Origin of the sequence: Eubacterium sp. MSJ-13, assembly GCF_018918235.1 — a bacterium.
GTDB lineage: Bacteria > Bacillota > Clostridia > Lachnospirales > Lachnospiraceae > Butyribacter.
Genome location: NZ_JAHLQE010000162.1, coordinates 1 through 19,111 on the forward strand (window position 1 = coordinate 1; position 19,111 = coordinate 19,111).

Annotated in this window: 18 protein-coding genes; 13 read left to right on the forward strand and 5 right to left on the reverse strand. The window is 35.5% G+C overall.

Features of this window, described 5'->3' with window-relative positions; genetic code table 11:
* The first annotated feature begins 286 nt into the window (after nt 1–286).
* The 13 genes from KQI69_RS09960 (at nt 287) to KQI69_RS10020 (ending at nt 16,384) form a co-directional block, all read left to right on the forward strand.
* Nucleotides 287–1,447 carry a sugar-binding protein gene (locus KQI69_RS09960; RefSeq protein WP_216565231.1) on the forward strand — a complete coding sequence of 387 codons (1,161 nt, stop codon included), beginning with the start codon at nt 287–289 and terminating at the stop codon, nt 1,445–1,447.
* Between the two features lie 114 nt (nt 1,448–1,561).
* Nucleotides 1,562–3,076, forward strand: a complete 1,515-nt coding sequence (gene mmsA / locus KQI69_RS09965) for a multiple monosaccharide ABC transporter ATP-binding protein (RefSeq protein WP_371818824.1) — start codon at nt 1,562–1,564, stop codon at nt 3,074–3,076.
* Nucleotides 3,077–3,121: 45 nt separating this feature from the next.
* Nucleotides 3,122–4,288 carry a sugar ABC transporter permease gene (locus KQI69_RS09970; RefSeq protein WP_216565233.1) on the forward strand — a complete coding sequence of 389 codons (1,167 nt, stop codon included), beginning with the start codon at nt 3,122–3,124 and terminating at the stop codon, nt 4,286–4,288.
* 64 nt (nt 4,289–4,352) lie between these two features.
* Nucleotides 4,353–4,616: a hypothetical protein gene (locus KQI69_RS09975; protein ID WP_216565234.1), complete on the forward strand. Its 264-nt coding sequence runs from the start codon at nt 4,353–4,355 to the stop codon at nt 4,614–4,616.
* Between the two features lie 168 nt (nt 4,617–4,784).
* A complete protein-coding gene (locus tag KQI69_RS09980) occupies nt 4,785–5,849 on the forward strand; it encodes a substrate-binding domain-containing protein (RefSeq protein WP_216565235.1) in 1,065 nt (354 codons plus the stop codon).
* Nucleotides 5,850–5,858: 9 nt separating this feature from the next.
* Nucleotides 5,859–7,364 carry a histidine kinase gene (locus tag KQI69_RS09985; RefSeq protein WP_253289094.1) on the forward strand — a complete coding sequence of 502 codons (1,506 nt, stop codon included), beginning with the start codon at nt 5,859–5,861 and terminating at the stop codon, nt 7,362–7,364.
* Nucleotides 7,361–8,947: a response regulator gene (locus KQI69_RS09990; protein WP_216565236.1), complete on the forward strand. Its 1,587-nt coding sequence runs from the start codon at nt 7,361–7,363 to the stop codon at nt 8,945–8,947. Before KQI69_RS09985 ends, KQI69_RS09990 begins: the two co-directional genes overlap by 4 nt.
* Nucleotides 8,948–8,959: 12 nt before the next feature.
* A complete protein-coding gene (locus KQI69_RS09995) occupies nt 8,960–10,081 on the forward strand; it encodes a sugar ABC transporter substrate-binding protein (RefSeq protein WP_216565237.1) in 1,122 nt (373 codons plus the stop codon).
* A 66-nt stretch (nt 10,082–10,147) separates the two neighbouring features.
* Nucleotides 10,148–11,122 carry a nucleoside recognition domain-containing protein gene (locus KQI69_RS10000; protein WP_216565238.1) on the forward strand — a complete coding sequence of 325 codons (975 nt, stop codon included), beginning with the start codon at nt 10,148–10,150 and terminating at the stop codon, nt 11,120–11,122.
* A gap of 90 nt (nt 11,123–11,212) precedes the next feature.
* Nucleotides 11,213–12,592, forward strand: coding sequence for an aminopeptidase (locus KQI69_RS10005; RefSeq protein WP_216565239.1), 1,380 nt, complete (start codon nt 11,213–11,215; stop codon nt 12,590–12,592).
* 29 nt (nt 12,593–12,621) lie between these two features.
* Nucleotides 12,622–13,761 carry a prephenate dehydratase gene (pheA, locus tag KQI69_RS10010; RefSeq protein ID WP_216565240.1) on the forward strand — a complete coding sequence of 380 codons (1,140 nt, stop codon included), beginning with the start codon at nt 12,622–12,624 and terminating at the stop codon, nt 13,759–13,761.
* 168 nt (nt 13,762–13,929) lie between these two features.
* Nucleotides 13,930–14,751 carry a hypothetical protein gene (locus KQI69_RS10015; RefSeq protein ID WP_216565241.1) on the forward strand — a complete coding sequence of 274 codons (822 nt, stop codon included), beginning with the start codon at nt 13,930–13,932 and terminating at the stop codon, nt 14,749–14,751.
* Between the two features lie 25 nt (nt 14,752–14,776).
* Nucleotides 14,777–16,384, forward strand: a complete 1,608-nt coding sequence (locus KQI69_RS10020) for a class I SAM-dependent RNA methyltransferase (RefSeq protein ID WP_216565242.1) — start codon at nt 14,777–14,779, stop codon at nt 16,382–16,384.
* A 53-nt stretch (nt 16,385–16,437) separates the two neighbouring features.
* Here the strand turns inward: KQI69_RS10020 and KQI69_RS10025 are convergent, their stop codons facing one another.
* The 5 genes from KQI69_RS10025 to KQI69_RS10045 form a co-directional block, all read right to left on the reverse strand.
* Nucleotides 16,438–17,712, reverse strand: coding sequence for a tyrosine-type recombinase/integrase (locus KQI69_RS10025; protein ID WP_216565243.1), 1,275 nt, complete (start codon nt 17,710–17,712; stop codon nt 16,438–16,440).
* A gap of 191 nt (nt 17,713–17,903) precedes the next feature.
* Entirely contained in the window at nt 17,904–18,116 is a 213-nt protein-coding gene (locus KQI69_RS10030; RefSeq protein ID WP_216565244.1) for a hypothetical protein, read from the reverse strand.
* A gap of 88 nt (nt 18,117–18,204) precedes the next feature.
* The gene (locus KQI69_RS10035) at nt 18,205–18,432 is read right to left on the reverse strand and encodes a type II toxin-antitoxin system MqsA family antitoxin (RefSeq protein WP_216565245.1); all 228 of its coding nucleotides are present in this window, start codon (nt 18,430–18,432) and stop codon (nt 18,205–18,207) included.
* A gap of 20 nt (nt 18,433–18,452) precedes the next feature.
* Entirely contained in the window at nt 18,453–18,758 is a 306-nt protein-coding gene (locus KQI69_RS10040) for a DUF2442 domain-containing protein (protein WP_216565246.1), read from the reverse strand.
* Nucleotides 18,759–18,769: 11 nt separating this feature from the next.
* Nucleotides 18,770–19,036 carry a DUF4160 domain-containing protein gene (locus KQI69_RS10045; protein WP_216565247.1) on the reverse strand — a complete coding sequence of 89 codons (267 nt, stop codon included), beginning with the start codon at nt 19,034–19,036 and terminating at the stop codon, nt 18,770–18,772.
* Between the last annotated feature and the right edge of the window lie 75 nt (nt 19,037–19,111).

Below are 19,111 nucleotides of genomic sequence, written 5' to 3' on the forward strand. Positions count from 1 at the left end.
TTATGAGCAAGTAGCAAAGCGGATTGCGAATATCCGCTTGACTTTTCGTTGTACTAGAAATAAATGTTAAATAATGGATAACAAAAAAATGATAGCAATTTTTTGAAATATAACTTAAAAAAATGCTATCATTTTTTTAGTTACATCTGTAATTTAGTAAAAATGTATAGAAATATGAAAAATAATGCTAACGGGTTTGTGATATATTATTAACAACAGATAAGAACATTATGAAATGTTTTTCTAAACTTAATTTTCACATTATATATAGAGGAGGATGAATATTATGAGAAAAAAATTTTTAGCGGGATTACTTGTAACAGCAATGGTAGCATCTATGACAGCATGCGGCTCTGACCCTACAGCAAACAATGGTGGAAGTTCAGACAAGGCAAGCAGCGGAGATTCAGGAAAGAAAAAGGTTGGTATATCAATGCCGACAAAATCTCTTGAAAGATGGAACAGAGATGGTTCATATCTTGAGGAACAGTTTAAAAAGGAAGGATATGATGTTGAGATCACATATTCAGACAATGATACAGACCAGCAGGTAAATGACATTCAGAATATGATTTCAGACAATGTAGATATCCTTGTAGTTGGTGCTATTGATGGTGATACATTATCAACAGTACTTGCGGATGCAAAAGACCAGAATATTCCAGTTATTTCTTATGACCGACTTATTATGAATACAGATGCAATTTCATATTATGTATCATTTGATAACTACAAAGTAGGTCAGTTACAGGGACAATACATAGTTGATACATTGAAACTTGACGGTTCAAAGAAGAAATACAACATGGAGATTACAGCAGGTGATCCGGCAGACAACAATGCTACATTCTTCTATAATGGAGCAATGGACACATTGAAGAAGTACATTGATAACGGAACGATTAAGATTGTTTCAAAACAGCAGGATTTTGAGTCAGTAGCGACACCTCAGTGGAGCACAGATGAAGCTCTTAATCGTATGCAGAACATTCTCTCATCTTATTATGCAGATGGAAAGAACCAGCTTGACATAGCACTTTGCTCAAATGATTCAACTGCACTTGGTGTTACACAGGCAATCGAGTCTGACTATGCCGGAAAGAATACACCGCTTATCACAGGACAGGATGGTGATGTTGCAAACCTTAAGAACATTCTTGACGGTAAACAGGCTATGACAGTTTACAAAGCTGTTGCAAATGAGGCAGTAGTTACACTTGAACTTGTAAAATCAGTTCTTAATGGAGAAACTCCTGATGAGTCACTTACAAAGAAATTTGACTGCGAATGTTCATATGATACAGATTCGTATGACAATGGTACAGGAAAGATTCCATCATATCTTCTTACACCTGAGGTTATCACAAAAGATAACTATAAAGAAAAACTTGTTGACACAGGATACTATAAAGAAGGCTCAGACGGATATCTTCAGGCAATCGAGTAGTGTTATATAGTAAATAAAAATAATGATATAAGTAAAAATGAGGGGCTCCCGTAACCCGGTGAGTCCCTTTAAAAAGAAAAGGAGGGTTTTGATTTGGCTGATTATATTCTCGAAATGAAAAACATCGTGAAGGAATTTCCTGGTGTAAAGGCATTAAACAATGTTAATCTGGCTGTTAAGCGAGGCGAGATTCATGCACTTTGCGGAGAAAACGGAGCTGGCAAATCTACCCTGATGAAAGTTTTAAGTGGTATTCACCCATATGGAAGTTATGAAGGAGATATCATATATAACGGGGAAGTTTGTAAATTTAATACTCTTCACGACAGTGAGGCAAAAGGTATTGTAATTATTCACCAGGAACTTGCACTTATCCCTATGCTGAGCATAGGTGAAAATATGTTTCTTGGAAATGAAAAAAAGGGTAAATTTGGAATAAACTGGGACGAGACATATTCGGAGGCTGAGAAGCATATGGCTCAGGTTGGTCTTAAAGAATCTGCTCAGACTCTCATTAAAGATATTGGAACAGGTAAACAGCAGCTTGTTGAAATTGCAAAGGCGTTGTCAAAAGATGTAAAACTGCTTATTCTTGACGAGCCTACATCATCATTAAATGAGGAAGACACACAGATGTTACTTGACCTGCTGCTTGAATTTAAGAAAAAAGGGCTTACTTCAATTATCATTTCACACAAATTAAATGAGATTGCTTATGTAGCTGACAGGATTACAGTTATAAGAGATGGTTCGACGATTGAGACGATGGAGAATCCAGACCATAATATCGATGAAGGACGAATCATAAAAGGTATGGTTGGACGTGAGATGACAGACCGTTTCCCTGAAAGAGAACATAACATTTCAAAAGAAATAGGACTTGAGGTAAAAGATTGGACGGTTTATCATCCTACATTTGATGGAAAGATTGTTGATAAGAATGTATCTTTCAATGTACATAAGGGTGAGATAGTTGGTTTTGCAGGACTTCAGGGTGCAGGTCGAACAGAACTTGCAAGAAGTATATTTGGAAAGAGTTACGGAAAGAACATAACAGGTCATCTGTTTATAGGTGGAAAAGAAGTACACTTGAAAAATGAGAAAGCAGCGATTGCAGCAGGGCTTGCTTATGTTACTGAGGATAGAAAAGAGAACGGGCTTGTGCTTAGTCAGACGATAAGAGAAAATACGACTATGGCGAAACTCGAAAAGATTTGCAGACATGGAATTGTAGATATGGATGAAGAACGCAGGGTAGCTGAGGATTACAGACAGAAGATGCGCACAAAATGTCCGACTATAGAGCAGGCTGTAGGTAACCTGTCAGGTGGAAACCAGCAGAAAGTTCTCTTATCTAAATGGATGTTTGCTGATCCTGAGGTGCTTATTCTTGATGAACCGACAAGAGGTATTGATGTCGGTGCGAAATATGAGATATATGGAATTATGAATAAGCTTGTTGAGATGGGAAAGAGCGTGATAATGATTTCATCAGAAATGCCGGAACTTTTAGGAATGTGTGACAGGATTTATGTAATGAATGAAGGAAAAATAGTAGGTGAGCTTGAGGCATCAGAGGCTACTCAGGAACTTATTATGTCAAACATTTTAAAAGATGGTCAGAAATAATATGATCAGGCATATAGGCTTGGCACCCATGGAAAGGAGAAAAAGATGAACGCTAAAGTAAAAGATTTTCTTGTGAAATATACGATGGTACTTGTACTGTTGATCGTATTCGTATTATTTAATCAAATGACGGGCGGAAAAATGATATATGCCCAGAACTTATCAAATCTGCTTTTGCAGAATGCATATGTTGTTATACTTGCCTGTGGTATGTTGCTTTGTATATTGACAGGTGGTAACATCGACTTATCTGTCGGTTCGGTCGTATGTCTTGTTGGTGCAATTGCAGCAAAACTTTTATCGACAACATCTATTCCAGCGATAGGAGTAATACTTCTTGGTCTTGTAGTTGCAGCAATCATAGGTGTATGGCAGGGTTATTGGATTGGTTATTCAAGAATCCCACCATTTATCACAACACTTGCCGGTATGTTCGTATTCAGAGGTCTTGGTCGTGTAGTTCTTGACAGCAAGACGATATCTATCCAGAACAAATCATTTCTTAATGTATTTACATCATATATAAATGTACCAGGACTTGATGATGGTCAGAAATATTCAGCAATCATAGTTGGTGTTATCGTAGTTATCGCATATGTTGCATATACGGTTATCGGAAGACAGAAAAAACAGAAAAAGGGATATCATGTGGAGAGTGCTTCAGGTACATATATAAAGATGGCTGTTATAAGTGTATGTGTATTGCTTTACTGTTATAAATTGTCACAGTATAAAGGTATTCCAGTAATGCTTCTCTGGCTTCTCGCAGTAGTAATCTTATATGCATTTATTACAAGTAAGACAGCACTTGGTCGTCATTTCTATGCAATCGGTGGAAATGAGAAAGCTACTAAACTTTCAGGTATTGATACAAACAGGGTATTCTTTATAGCATATGTTCAGGTTGCTATACTTGCAGGTCTTTGTGGTCTGCTCTGTGCAGCAAGAGTAGGTTCAGTAAACGGTGATTCAGGTAACTCATACGAGATGGATGCAATCGGTGCATGTTTCATCGGTGGTGCATCTGCATATGGTGGTTCAGGAACAGTAGGCGGAGCAGTTATCGGTGCTATACTTCTCGGTGTTATCAATCAGGGTATGTCTATCATAGGACTTAACTCAAACTGGCAGTATGTAGTAAAAGGAGCAGTTCTTTTGATAGCAGTTATCTTTGATATCAAGTTTAACAATAAAAATATGACAAAGGCATGATAAAAACTGATATCTGTTTTATATGATGCAGGTATACAATTGACAGAATAGGAGTGAAGAAGATATGACAGGCAATAATATAAACACAAGATCGATAATATATTATCTCGTTGCAGCATATATAGGATATATGGCATTTGGAATTTTAAATAACAGGATTCATGGAGATGACACAATGTCATGGCCGGTTGCCATCATCTTCACGGTTATTCTTGCATCAGGTGCAGTCGGCGTGATTGTGTATGCTACAAAGCTTATGAAAAAGGCAAAATCTCAGACAGATGAAAACATAGAGTGCACAGAAAAAACAGATAGTAATGAGAAGTAATAGAATCTATTTAGAGGTATATAACAAAGTAACTGGCAGGGAGACTTTCGGTTTTGAAAGTCTCCTTGTTTTTTTAGGTAGATTATAGTAACATCAATATTTGAAAGGTGTCTGTTTTTAGGTGATAGTACACTGAGATTATAACAGATAAAAATTGAGGAATTAAAATTGAAAAAAGTTGACGATAATAAAGAGAATAAAAAATATTTTAAGAAAAAGATAAGTTCTATCATGGTATTATCAACTGTAATCGTGTTGATATTTGTGCTTGGATTTGGATATATCTGGACTGTACAAAGAGGTGTTGTAAAAAAATCAGATAAGGGTAATATTACTGAATACAGTAGACATTTTGCCATGATAGCACAGGATTATTCTGGTGAATTTTGGAACAGTGTATATGAAAGTGCAAAGGAATATGCAGATAAGAAAGGGATTTTTATTGAGAAGATAGGTGAAAATCTTTCTAATGGTTATACGATAAGCGATTATATGAAGATATGTATGGCAGCTAAGGTCGATGGAATTATCATTGAGCCTGATGGAAGTAAAGAAATAGAAAGCCTGATAAATAAAGCTGCAAAATTTGGAATACCTGTTGTAACGGTAATAAATGATGCACCTGATACGAAAAGGGTTTCGTTTATAGGGATAAATACATATCAGATGGGACAGGTATATGCTAAAGAAATAAGCAGTCTTATGGATAAAAGGACAAGAAGGGTATACATATTGACAGAGAAAAATACTGCAAAAAACGATATAATTTTCGCACAGATAAAAAGTGCATTGTTACAGGGCATAGGTTCACGGATAAATATAAGTGTAGAACCTTATTATATTGAAGATAAAGCTGCTTTTGATATTGAAGAGGGCATACGGAATTTGTTTTTAAACAAAGCAAAGCTTCCTGATATAGTTGTGAGTTTAAGTGAGACAGCATCAGAATGTGTCTGTCAGGCTGCTATTGATTATAACAAAGTAGGAAGGGTGAAGATTGTAAATTACTACTCGTCTACTTCTACATTAAAAGCGATAAAAAAGGGTATAGTTTCAAAGACGATAGAACTTGATGAAAAACAGCTTGGAGAAAACAGTGTTCAGGCACTTAGTGATTATATAGATTCAGGTCATGTAAGTGATTATATAAGCGTTGACATGAATGTGATATCAAAAAAGAACATTTCTGATTATGAAAAAAGGGGAAGTATTGACAATACACAGAAAAATTAGGAGACAGATATGTTTAGAAATATGAAAAAATTGATAAAAGGAATCTATTCAGGTTCAATAAAAACAAAACTTATATCAATTTATACTTTTGTTGTTATTATTGTGTTTGTGGTAATAGCAACAGTCTTTTATTTTACAAATATATCTTTAAAAAGTATAAATAATGTATATTCATCAAATGTTACGACAGGAATATTGTCATCTTCGATACAGAGCATCCAAAATAGTTTATATGGATATTTAAATACACGTAATGCAGAATCATTGGAAAATTATTATCGTTATGAAGATGAATATAGAAAGCTGTTAGATGATTTGAATGATAAAAATACGGACGATGAGATTTTTATGCTTCAAAAAAATATAAGAGGAATGTCGGAGACATATCTTGAACTGTCGGAGATGACAATTCAGGAGAAGAGAGGACGAAATGTTGAAAAGTATAAGGAATATTATGAAAAAAGCACCGAAATATATAATTATATAAATGAATATATTTCAGTGTTGAATAACAGCCAGTTTAAGGAAAACTCAGATAATTATTTAGTACTTTTAGGCTCATTAAAGCTATCTGAATTAGTTAGTGTCATCATTATTATTTTGATATGTATTTTATCAATGATAATACTGTTGCTCTTTGTCAGAAATATAATAAATCCGTTGGTAACACTTGCACGGACAGCAGATGAGATAAAAAATGGTGATTTAGATATAGAACTTAGTGATTCCGGGCTGACAGATGAGGTTGGAGTTGTAACTAATGCTTTTAATGCTATGGTCAGAAGTCTTAGGCATTATGTTGAGCAGGTAAAAAAAAGAATGGAGGAAGAGAGAAAATTAAAGGAACAGCAGCTTTTAATGGAAAATCATTTAAAGGATGCAAGACTTAAATATCTTCAGGCACAGATAAATCCACATTTTTTGTTCAATTGTCTTAATGCTGGGGCACAGCTTGCTATGCTTGAGGATGCTGAGAGGACAAGTGTATTTGTGCAGAAAATGGCAGATTTTTTCAGATATAATGTAAAAAAGATGCAGGATGATGCTACACTTGGAGAGGAAATTGAAGTTGTAGATAATTATATCTATATAATAAATGTAAGGTATGATGGAGAAATACATTATGAGAAACATATTGGCATAGAGGATATTGGAATAAGGATACCTAGCATGATATTGCAGCCTATCGTGGAAAATGCGTTAAACCATGGTGTCAGGAACAACGAAGGCGAAAAGAGAATTGCATTATATATTGTAGATGATGGCGAAAATATAGTAATACAGGTTCAGGATAACGGGGAGGGAATGGAAAAAGAAAAGGTAAATGAGATAATGGAGAATATCAAAAATGAAGAGCAGAGCGATAGTGAATCAACAGGTATTGGTCTTGGAAATGTAAATAAAAGACTTGAGTTATATTATAAAAAGGAAAATTTATTTAAGATAGATAGTGATGGTGCTATGTGTGGAACCACGGCAACTATTATTATACCAAAGGAGGAAGAGTTGTTTTGATAAGAATTTTGATTGCAGATGATGAGGGGCTTATGCTTAATTCAATGAAGACTATAATTGCCACAAATTTTGGTGATGAATGTGAGGTGTTTACGGCTAAAACCGGAAGGGTTGCAGTTGAGATAGCTGAGGAAGAGAAGCCTGATATTGCTCTGATGGATATACATATGCCTGGGCTTAATGGCATTGAGGCGATGCAAAAGATAAGGGAGAAAAATAAAAACATTCAGTTTATAGTAATAACAGCCTATAACAAATTTGATTATGCTAAGGAGGCAATCAATATAGGTGTTTTTGATTTTATATCTAAGCCTGTATCTAAGGCAACGATAATAGATGTTTTGACAAGAGCGATTAAAAGTGTTGAGGAAAAAAGAAAAAATAAAATAGATAATATAAGGATAAGAGAAAAGCTTGAAACTGTTATACCGATCATAGAAAATGGTTTTGTAAGTAATCTTTTATTGCAAAATGGCAGCAGGAGTGAGAATGAATATTATAAGGAAATAATGAATATTGAGGAAGAATATGCTTATATAATACTTTTGCAGTTTGGTGAGGATTATAAAAATGGTATTCTGACAAATCCTGTTGGTACAGGGATGAGATTACAAAAAGAGTATGATCAGATAAGACAGAAAATATCAGATTCATTTAATTGCATCATTGGTTCGATGATGTCAAATAAAATAGCTATTGTAGTTTTTAGCAATAAGGGAAGTGTGGATTATGATGAACGAATTTCAATCATAGAGAGAACGAGAAATCTGGTATATACTCTCGAAGAGAGTGTTGATGCTAAATTTATGGCAGGCATAGGACATATGATGGAGTTGGATAAGGTTAAGGAATCATATGTCGAAGCAATACGCTGTCTTGAAGAAGGAGAGTCGCATGTGGCGCATATAGATGATCTGCCGGTTGCGGGAAAGATAGAAGAAGATTATCCGATAGATATTGAAAAAAAGATGTTTGCATACATAGAACAGGGAGATACAGTCCAGGCAAAACAACAAACAAAAATATTTTTTGATATGTTATGTGATAAATTTGGACAGTATGATGATGATATAAAATTAAAAGTTCTTGAACTCGTAATGCGTGCGGAAACGATTGGAGTAAATGCGGGGGGACTTGATTATGGATTTAGGTACAGAAAGGACTATCTGTCGAATGTAATTGCAATGAAGGATTATGATTCTCTCTGTCAGTGGTTTATAGAAAAGATAAGTATAGTTTGTGAGAATATTTCGTCAAAACATGAGGAATGTTCAGAAACTGTGATATCAAAAGCTATGGAATATATAGATGAAAATTATACTAAAAATATTTCACTAGATGATGTATCGAAGGTCGTAAATATCAGCCCGTATTATTTTAGTAAGCTTTTTAAGGAAGAGGCTGGAGTGAATTTTATTGATTATCTGACTAAAAAAAGAATAGACTATGCTAAGGAACTGCTGGAGGATAACACATATAGTATAAAAGAGGTATGTGCGATGTGCGGTTATAGCGATCCGAATTATTTCAGCAGGATATTTAAGAAGAAAGAAAATGTTACACCTAGTGAATACAGGGGATAATGGAGAAAAAGTATGGGAAAAAATATTAGGTACAAAGATAAATATAAAAAGAGAGCAGCAATAATAGTTTCCGTGGCACTATTGATAGTTTCTATAATGTCAGGGTGCAGTTATAACACGACAACTAAAAAGGTAAATGATAAAAAGAAGGATATAAGTATCGGACTTTGTTTTGATTCATTTGTTATTGAAAGATGGCTGAGAGATAGGGATGCATTTGTAACAACGGCAAAAGAACTTGGAGCAAAGGTAAATGTTCAGAATGCAAATGGAGATGTAAATGAACAGATATCGCAGATTAAATATCTTATATCCAAAAAAGTAGATGTTATTGTTGTAATTGCAGTTGATTGTGAGAAGGTTTCGGATATTGTAAAAAAGGCAAAGGATGAGGGAATAAATGTTATATCGTATGATCGTCTGATTAAAAATGCAGGAACAGATCTTTACATATCTTTTGATAACGGAATGATTGGAAAAGATATGGCAACGGCAATGAAACAGGCACTTCCTAAAGGAGGAAAGATTTTTGCAATAAACGGACCAAAGACGGACAGTAATGTGGCGCAGATAGAAAATGCCTTTAATAAGGATATAAAGAAAGCAGGGATAGATGTAGTATATTCACAATACTGTACAGGATGGTCTGCAAAAATTGCCGGAGAATATGCAGAAGAAGCATTAAAGAAATATCCTGATGTAGACGGGATAATGTGTTCAAATGATGATATGGCAAGTGAAGTTTCAAGGGTACTTTCAGAAAACAGGCTTGCAGGGAAAGTAGCACTTATAGGTCAGGATGCAGATCTGCTGGCATGTCAGCGTATTGTGGAGAATACACAGAATATGACGGAATTTAAGAGAGTTGAAGATCTTGCGAAGGCAGCAGCTTATTTTGCTGTTAAAATGGCTAGAGGACAAAAATATATTGATTTGTCAAAATCTGAAAATGAACAGAAGAAATTAAAAAAAGACAATAAATATATCGCTTCAAAAACAATAAGTGATGGAGAGAATGAAGTTCCGTATTATTCATTGAAACCTGTTATGGTGACAAAAAATAATATTGATAAAATTATAATTGACAGTGGTTTTCATACTAAGGAAGAAGTATATCTTAATATGGAGGATTGAAAAGCAGTAATAAAGTACAGCAGGATTACATAAATATGATACAAAAACATTTATAACAAGGGTATCATGAAGAGAAAAATTTTTATATTTCTGATAGTTGTGACTGTATTTTTGTTTACTATAATGCCTACTGTAGTCAGCGAGGGAGCAAAAGAAGGATTATTGCTGTGGTTTATAGCAATAGTACCATCATTGTTCCCTTTTATGATATTATCGAATATTCTTATTAAATTAAAAGTAACAAAGTACATAAACCGGTTTTTAAAACCGGTTTTCAGCGTACTGTTCGGTGTCAGGGAAGAGGGAAGTTATCCTGTGCTCATAGGATTTCTTGCAGGCTGTCCTATAGGAGCAAAATCAGTGTCACAGCTTTATAAAAATGGTGAGCTTGAAAAAAAAGAGTCACAGTATCTTATAACTTTTTGTAATAATCTTAGTCCTATGTTTCTGATCGAGTTTATCGGTGTAAAATGTCTTGGGGTTAAAAATCCGGTTCTGATATTTGTGATCGTAGTGATTTCGGCCATTATAAATGCTTTTATTTACAGAACAGTGAAATTAGGAAAAAAGGCTCAGGGTAAGAATATCGGAAATAAAAATAATATAGAAGATAAAAAATTGGAAGAAAATAAAAATTATCCGGTGATGGATGCCGTAGATGAAAGTATTGCTGATTCGTGTGAAACAATATTAAAAATTGGAGGGTACATAATATTATTTTCAATAATAACGAGCATAATAGAATATATGATTCCTGAAAAATATAGCGTTATCGGTTGTGTGATGGCAGGGGTATTTGAGGTAAGCACAGGGGCAATGCAGCTTGCGGAGAATAATATTTTACCAGATATTAGTTTTTGGGGAGTGGATGTAAAGATTCTTTTGACAGTCTGGTTTTGTGCTTTTGGGGGAATATCAAGTGTTGCACAGACATACAGCGTATTGTCAGGAACAGACCTTTCGATAAAAAAGTATGTTACAGCAAAGATACGACAGGGATTTATTGCAGTAATACTTGCATTATTGGTGTTCAGGATATAAAATATAAAGTGCGTATGGCATGAAAAAAATATCTGTTTATTTTTTCATGTTTTGCACAGAAAGCTGTGCAAGAATGGAGGTTTATTTATTATGGAAAGAAAAAATGCTTGGAAATCATATGATGAAAACAACAAAAAAGAGTTAGAAATACTTTGTAAAGAATATAGAGATTTTCTGTCGGCAGGAAAGACAGAAAGGGAATGTGTAAAACAGATAATCGCACAGGCTGAGAGTGCAGGTTACAGAAATCTTGATGTTTATCTTAAATCGGGCGAAAAGCTTAAATGTGGAGATAAAGTATATTCAGTGTGCATGAACAAGACGGTTGCGATGTTCCAGATAGGAAAAGAGCCGCTTGAGAGCGGAATGAATATATTAGGGGCGCATATCGACTCACCTAGAATGGATATAAAACAGAATCCACTGTACGAGGACAGTGACCTTGCATATCTCGATACACATTATTACGGAGGCATCAAGAAATACCAGTGGGTTACAATACCACTTGCCATACATGGTGTCATCGCAAAGAAAGATGGAAGTGTTGTCGAGGTAAATATAGGAGAAAATGATGATGATCCCGTATTTTGCGTGAGCGACCTTCTTATACATCTTGCAGGAAGCCAGATGGAAAAGAAAGCTGCAAAGGTTATCGAGGGTGAAAAACTTGATGTTTTAGTAGGAAGCATGCCACTTAACAATGAGGAAAAAGAAGCCGTATCAAAAGGAGTACTTGCGATATTAAAAGAAAAATACGGAATGGAAGAGGAAGACTTTATGTCATCTGAACTTGAGGTCGTACCGGCAGGAAAAGCAAGAGAACTCGGATTTGACAGAAGTATGATAATGTCTTACGGTCAGGATGACAGAGTATGTGCTTACACATCACTTGCAGCAATGCTTGGAACTGAGGCAGAGCTTGAGAAGACAGCCTGCTGTCTTTTAGTAGACAAGGAAGAGATTGGAAGTGTCGGAGCAACGGGAATGCAGTCAAAATTCTTTGAGAATGTTGTTGCAGAACTTATAAGCCTTCAGGGTGATTATAATGACATTAAACTCAGAAGATGCCTTGCAAACAGCAAGATGCTCTCATCTGATGTAAATGCAGGATATGATCCTCTTTTTGCAGATGCGTTTGAAAAGAAAAATGCATCATACTGCGGACGAGGAGTTGTATTTAGCAAATTCACTGGAAGCCGTGGAAAATCGGGCTCAAACGATGCAAACGCAGAATATATAGCAAAACTCAGAAAGATAATGGATGACAATAATGTACACTACCAGATGGCAGAACTTGGAAAAGTAGATGTGGGTGGCGGCGGAACTATCGCTTATATCATGTCACTTTACGGAATGGAAGTTATCGACTGTGGCGTAGCTATATTAAATATGCACGCACCTTGGGAAATCGCAAGTAAAGCAGATGTTTACGAAGCAAAGAAATGCTATGAGGCATTTCTTAGAAATTAGAGATAAAGAACTGAAGGGAAAATAGATTTATGGTTGTTGACTTAAAAGAAAGCAGGGAAAAGATTGACAAAATCGATAAGGAGATAGCAAAGCTCTTTGAAGAAAGAATGAAAGTTGCAACAGATGTTGCGGCATATAAAAGAAGTACGGGAAAAAAAGTCTTTGACCCCGTAAGAGAAGAAGAAAAGATAAAGGCTCTCAGAGAACTTACAACTGATGAATTTAACAAGACAGGAATAGAAGATCTCTTTAGGCAGATAATGTCAATAAGCAGGAAATATCAGTATAAAGTTCTTGGAAGTGAGACAAATGAGCTTCTGCCATTTAAACAGGTGGACAAGCTCGATGTTGACAGCGATACAAGAATCGTATGTTTCGGGGAACACGGGGCATATACTGAACAGGCAATGGAGGAAGTATTTGGAACAGATATAACCTCCATGAACAGGCTTTCTTTTAAGGAAGTGCTTGAAACTGTAGCAAACGGTGAAGCTAAATACGGAGTTATACCTATAGAAAATACTTCAACAGGTGGAATAAACGACACATATGACCTGCTTCTCGACTACGATATAACAATAGTGGCAGAGCATGTCGTAAAAGTAGAACAGGCACTTCTTGGCAAACCGGGAGCAAAGATATCAGATATAAAAAAGGTTTATTCGCATCCACAGGGAATCATGCAGTGCTCAAAATTCATAACGGAACATGGCATGGAAAGTGAATCATATATGAGCACATCAAGTGCAGCAAAAAAAGTAGCCGAGGAAGATGATATATCTCAGGGTGCGATAGCAAGCACAAGAGCAGCAAAAATCTTCGGGCTTGATGTACTTAAAGAGAGTATCAACTTTGAAAGCAGCAACTATACAAGATTTATCATCGTCACAAACCAGAAAGTATTTCTTTCAAATGCAAATAAAATAAGTCTTTCATTTGAAATAAAGCACCAGGCAGGAGCACTTTACAATATGCTCTCAAACTTCTATTACAATGACTTAAATCTCACAAAGATAGAGTCAAGACCGATAGAAAACAGAAACTGGGAGTACCAGTTCTTTGTCGACATTGAGGGAAACTTAAATGATCCGGGCGTGCGGAATGCACTTGCCTGTATAAGTGAGTGTGCAAAGCAGCTTACGATACTTGGAAATGTGAGAACAAAGTAAGGATTACGGTTAATAAAGTTAATGTGTTGTGCTAGATAAATAAACACTGGAAGCACAGCCAGCAAAAACATATAAAGTGTGTACAGTATGTGGTGCTGGCATGGGACAGACAGGTAGTTGTGTATTATGTATTAAAGTAGAACATATTGCGAGGCAGGTGATAACAATATGAAGATAAATATAGGAAATCATGAGTTCACAGAATTATGGGATGGTGTTTTATACAAAGCTTTGTCGGATTATCCTAATGTAAGTGATAATGAAATGAAAGACATTATTGACTTTGTGAATTATGAGAAAATTAATGGAAGACAATGTGAAATAGAAGCTGACAGGGACGATATTTTACAGTATGTTCAGAAAGAAATGTTAAATCCGGACAAATATAAGAATGTACGCAGACCTGAAATTATAAGAGAATGTACGGCATGTAAAACAAGGGGAGGTTGTATGGCAGATTTGGTGTGCCATACGGCACCTTTAGAAAATGCAATTTCCATTTTGAAGTGTGGTTCTTTACTATCTGCTGTAAATGCAAGGAAACTTCCAGATACTGTTTTACAGAAAGAAGACAGAAATGCAGCAAATGATCCGACAGATTTTTTTCATTATGTAATGTTTTCGTGGGGGAACTGTCAGGCTGGGGACAGACTGGTAATGGAGAGAAAACTGGGAAGAAGCCCGTCATCGGATGAGATGAGTGCAGGCTTTACACCGGGAGTACGTTTTTATTTTAAGTATGATGATTTAGATAAGCATCCGCAGGCTATACACGATGGTTTTTTACCAATTAAGGTAAAAGATGAGGTTAAGCTGGCTGATTATGTGTATATGATTGTTGTTCCATTTGAATACAAAGAACAAATAATGGAATTTATGCCGGAATGTCTGGTAGACAGAGTATGTTGTTTAAGTCATGATAAGTTGGATGTATGGCAGTGGTCAGAAAAAGTGTATTCTTTTGTGCATGAGATGACAAAACGTAATTAGGACTAAGAAAGGCAGATATATTTACATGAAAAAAGGAAATATATATGAAGGCATTGTAAAGAAAGTTGAATTTCCAAACAAGGCATATGTTGAAGTAATAGACACAGACGAAAACGGAAATGAACAAAAAACACTTACACTTGTAAAAGGTGCACTGCCTGGACAGAAAATAAGATTCAGGGCAAAAAAAGTCAGAAAAGACAAAAGTCAGGGAATACTTTTGGAAATAATAGAAAAATCACCGCTTGAGACAGCAGAACCAATGTGCAGCCAGTTCGGAAAATGCGGCGGATGCAGTTACCAGACATTACCATATGAAAAACAGCTTGAACTCAAGAAAAATCAAGTGCTTGAGATAATAGACAATGTATATAAGATACTCGACTCATCTTTGGGTATAAAAAAAGATTATATATATGACGGAATACTGCCAAGTCCCGACATTAAAGGCTACAGAAACAAGATGGAATTTTCATTCGGTGATGAATATAAGGGAGGACCGCTTACACTTGGTCTTCATAAAAAAGGCAGTGTCCATGACATAGTAAATGCCTCAGGCTGTCAGATAGTAGATGATGATTACTCAAAAGTAATAGACTGCATAGTAGAATATTTCAGGGAAAAACAGATACCGCATTATAATAAGAACACACATCAGGGCGTTCTCAGACACCTTCTTGTAAGAAGGGCAGTATCAACAGGAGAACTCCTTGTTGCACTTGTCACATCATCACAGCAGGATATATCTGAGTATGTCAGTGAAGTATCAGAAAAATTAAATGGACTTGACTACAACGGAAAATTAACAGGGTTTATCCATATCATAAACGATGGACTCGGAGATGTGGTAAAAAGTGATGAGATGCGTATCATCAGCGGAAAAGACTGGTTTACCGAAAAAATATTAGGACTTCAGTTTAAAATATCACCGTTTTCATTTTTCCAGACAAACACAAAAGGAGCAGAAGTGCTTTACACAAGAGCAAGGGATTATGTGCTTGGGGGAGAGGTGGCAGCAGATGATAAAAACAGCGTTAGTGTTCAAATGGATGCCAGTAATTTAGGTATTGATAACATGAATTCTGAAAAGATAGAAAACAGAACGCCTAGTGTTGAAAATAAAAAAGATATTGAAATTGCAGAAGATAGGGAAAATCTTGAGGTAGAGACAAATGGAGGATTTAAGGATAAAGTCGTATTTGACCTTTACAGCGGAACCGGAACAATAGCACAGATAATAGCACCTGTTGCGAAGAAAGTTATAGGTGTTGAGATAGTGGAAGAAGCAGTTGAAGCGGCAAAAGAAAATGCTGCGATAAATGGTCTTGATAACTGTGAATTTATCGCAGGGGATGTGCTTAAGGTGATAGATGAGATAGACGAGAAACCTGATTATATAATACTTGATCCGCCTAGAGAGGGGATACATCCTAAGGCGATAAGAAAGATAATTGATTATGGGGTGGAGAATATAGTTTATATTTCGTGCAAACCGACGAGCTTGTCGCAGGATCTTGCTACGTTTGAGACATTTGGGTATCATGTGGAGAGAGTTAGTAATGTGGATATGTTTCCGGGGACGGTGCATTGTGAAACAATTATAAAACTTTCCTTGAAAAATAAGGGTTTATAGGAGCTTGCAAAGTTAAAAACAAGTGATTTGTCCACGATTTGTCCACGAAAATTTTAAGCGTGGACAAATCTTTCTATTTTTTCCATCATATCAGCTTCAAGTTTTTCAGTTACATGTGTATAGTACTGTAATGTGATTTTTATGTCAGCATGTCCCAGACGCTTTCTGACCGCTTCGGGATTTGCCCCGGCTTCTGCAAGCATAGTAGCATGAGTGTGACGGAGAGAATGGAAATCAAATGGTTCATTGATCTTATTATGAATTACTCTGGAAGCATATTTAAATGAATCAGTGCTGATATATTCACCGTTTTCTCGGCGAAATACAACATCTGCCTGTGGAAGTGTACATGGAATACATCTTTGAACAGGAATTATTCTCTGGATAGTATTACCCTTTTCGTCTTTTTCTTCCTGAAGATAATGCTCCGTATAATATTCACCGTATTCAAGGCTGTTTTCAAGCTGTTTGCGATGATACTTTTTAAGTATATTCATAGTATCTGTATCGACAGATATTGTCCGGAAAGCTGCAGGGGTTTTTAGTTCTGCAAAATACCATCTTGATTTTTCTTCTTTCTTATTTTTCTTTTCGATAACTTTTCTTACCTCAGTTCCATAGTTTCGCTTTACAATCTGTCGTTTGATAGTGATAGTATTGCTTTGAAAATCAATATCATTCCAGGTCATGCCGAAGACTTCGCTGATACGAAGACCACAGCGGTATCCGATTATGATCGGAATCCTAAAATAATCTTTATCCTGAAAAAGTTCAATTATATTTTTGAAAGTGTCAGGTTTAATGTAATAATGTCCTTTATCAGATTTGCGTTCAGACTTTGGATATTTTACTCTGTCACAAGGATTTGTGTCTACATAGTGCAATGGTTCAATAGCATATTCGTATGATCCGGAGAGGACGGAAATAATACCTTTAATAGTATGCTTGGAAAGACCGGATTTTTTCAGATCATATATGTATTCCTGTATGGCAGCAGTAGATAAGGCATTAAGTTTGTAAATACCAAATTGTGGTTTTAAATGATTTTTAATAATCCCGGCATAACTTAACTGGGTATTATATGCAGTATTCATAACACAATATGTGTCAAACCAGTAATCAAGATAGTCGGAAATACTGATTTCTTTTGGTGTAGATATCTTGCCAGGGGTGTTGTAGCGTCTTTTTGCTTCCTCGGCGGCTGTTATACATTCTGCTTTAGTTGCAAAGCCACCCTTGCTTATCTGTTTTCTTTTCCCGTCAACAGGAGCACCTTCAAATCGGTATTCCCAGTTTTTTCCTCTTTTTCTGTAGTTGATTTCACCCATAATATCATTCCTTTCTTAAAAATGAGTATAAAAATAAGCCTATACAAAAAGTATGGCTCATGATATAATGTTAAAGGCCTTTTTTAAATATGAACTACACTTTTTGTAGGTAATATTTGTAACCGCTTCTTGCCGGAAGCGGTTATTTTTTTTATTTAGGACTACGAGGGTGTAATGATCTTACTTAGTCATCATATTTTATTTTTTGCAATGATTTTTTTGACTTCATCAATATTGTATTGGGTAGCAAGAGCAATCTGCTCTATAGTAAAGTTGTTGTTATACATATTTAAGATTATATTGATTTTTGCGATTGTTTCGCCCTGTTCAATGCCTTGTTCAATGCCCTGTTCAATGCCCTGTTCAAGTGCTCTGTCTTCAATTCCCTGACCTAAATTACACATAGTGCTCACTCCTTCCTGAATGTCATAATCAACAGGTATTTTAATATCACCTCCATGAAATCAAAATTATTCCAATGGTGGCAATATATCAAGCAGCTGTTTTAAAATCTACAACTGCAATTTCTGTTAGCATAGATTTAAGTTTATCAATAATAGTTTCGATTTTCATCATTGTAGCACCATTGATAAATTCTTCACCACATTGTTCGCACTTCTGACAAGGTACATTTTTGATGATGATATAGCAATCATTATGTGTAGTCATATATGTTGTAGTTGAATTAGTGACATTACCTTTGCATAAAAAACATTTCATTTTAGTTCCTTTTTTATACTTTAAACTTTTTGCTTGTTAATATTTAATTCTGTATATGCATAACTGTTCTTGTACATATATTCAGGAGCACAATCAATCTCCTCGTTTAACCATGTGATAACTCCATGAGATAATTTGAAATCTTCAAAAGTTTTAATATCTTTTAATGGTTCATATACAGGACCATTAAGTTGTGTTGCATCAAAAATGCGTTTTTCACCAGATGAAAAAGTTAATAGTAACATATAATTGCCTACTATTTTGGCAGCAGTTATTTTTGAAATATTATTACTGCCTGCATATACAATGCCGTTTATTTCATACATAAAAATCCCTCCTAGTGTAAAGGTTCAATTTTGTCAAAATGTTCAGAACGAACTGCTTTATTCCATGCTTTATACACTTCTTCTTCATGTAGAGCAAGCCAGCCACAAATCATTTTATATTGTTTAGATGGCAAAGAGCCTGCAAGAAGTTCACCGTCTACTGCAATAGCAGCTTCATAATCACCATAGTATGCATGCACATGCGGCTTATGATGTTGGGTACTATCATTAAAAAATAATTTTATTATAATGCCTTGAAATCTGCTTAACTCTGGCATATCAATCCCCCCTTTTTTAGTTTATAGTTTCTTATCTACTTTTAAATTTATACTTTTCACAGCACCCGGCAAAAC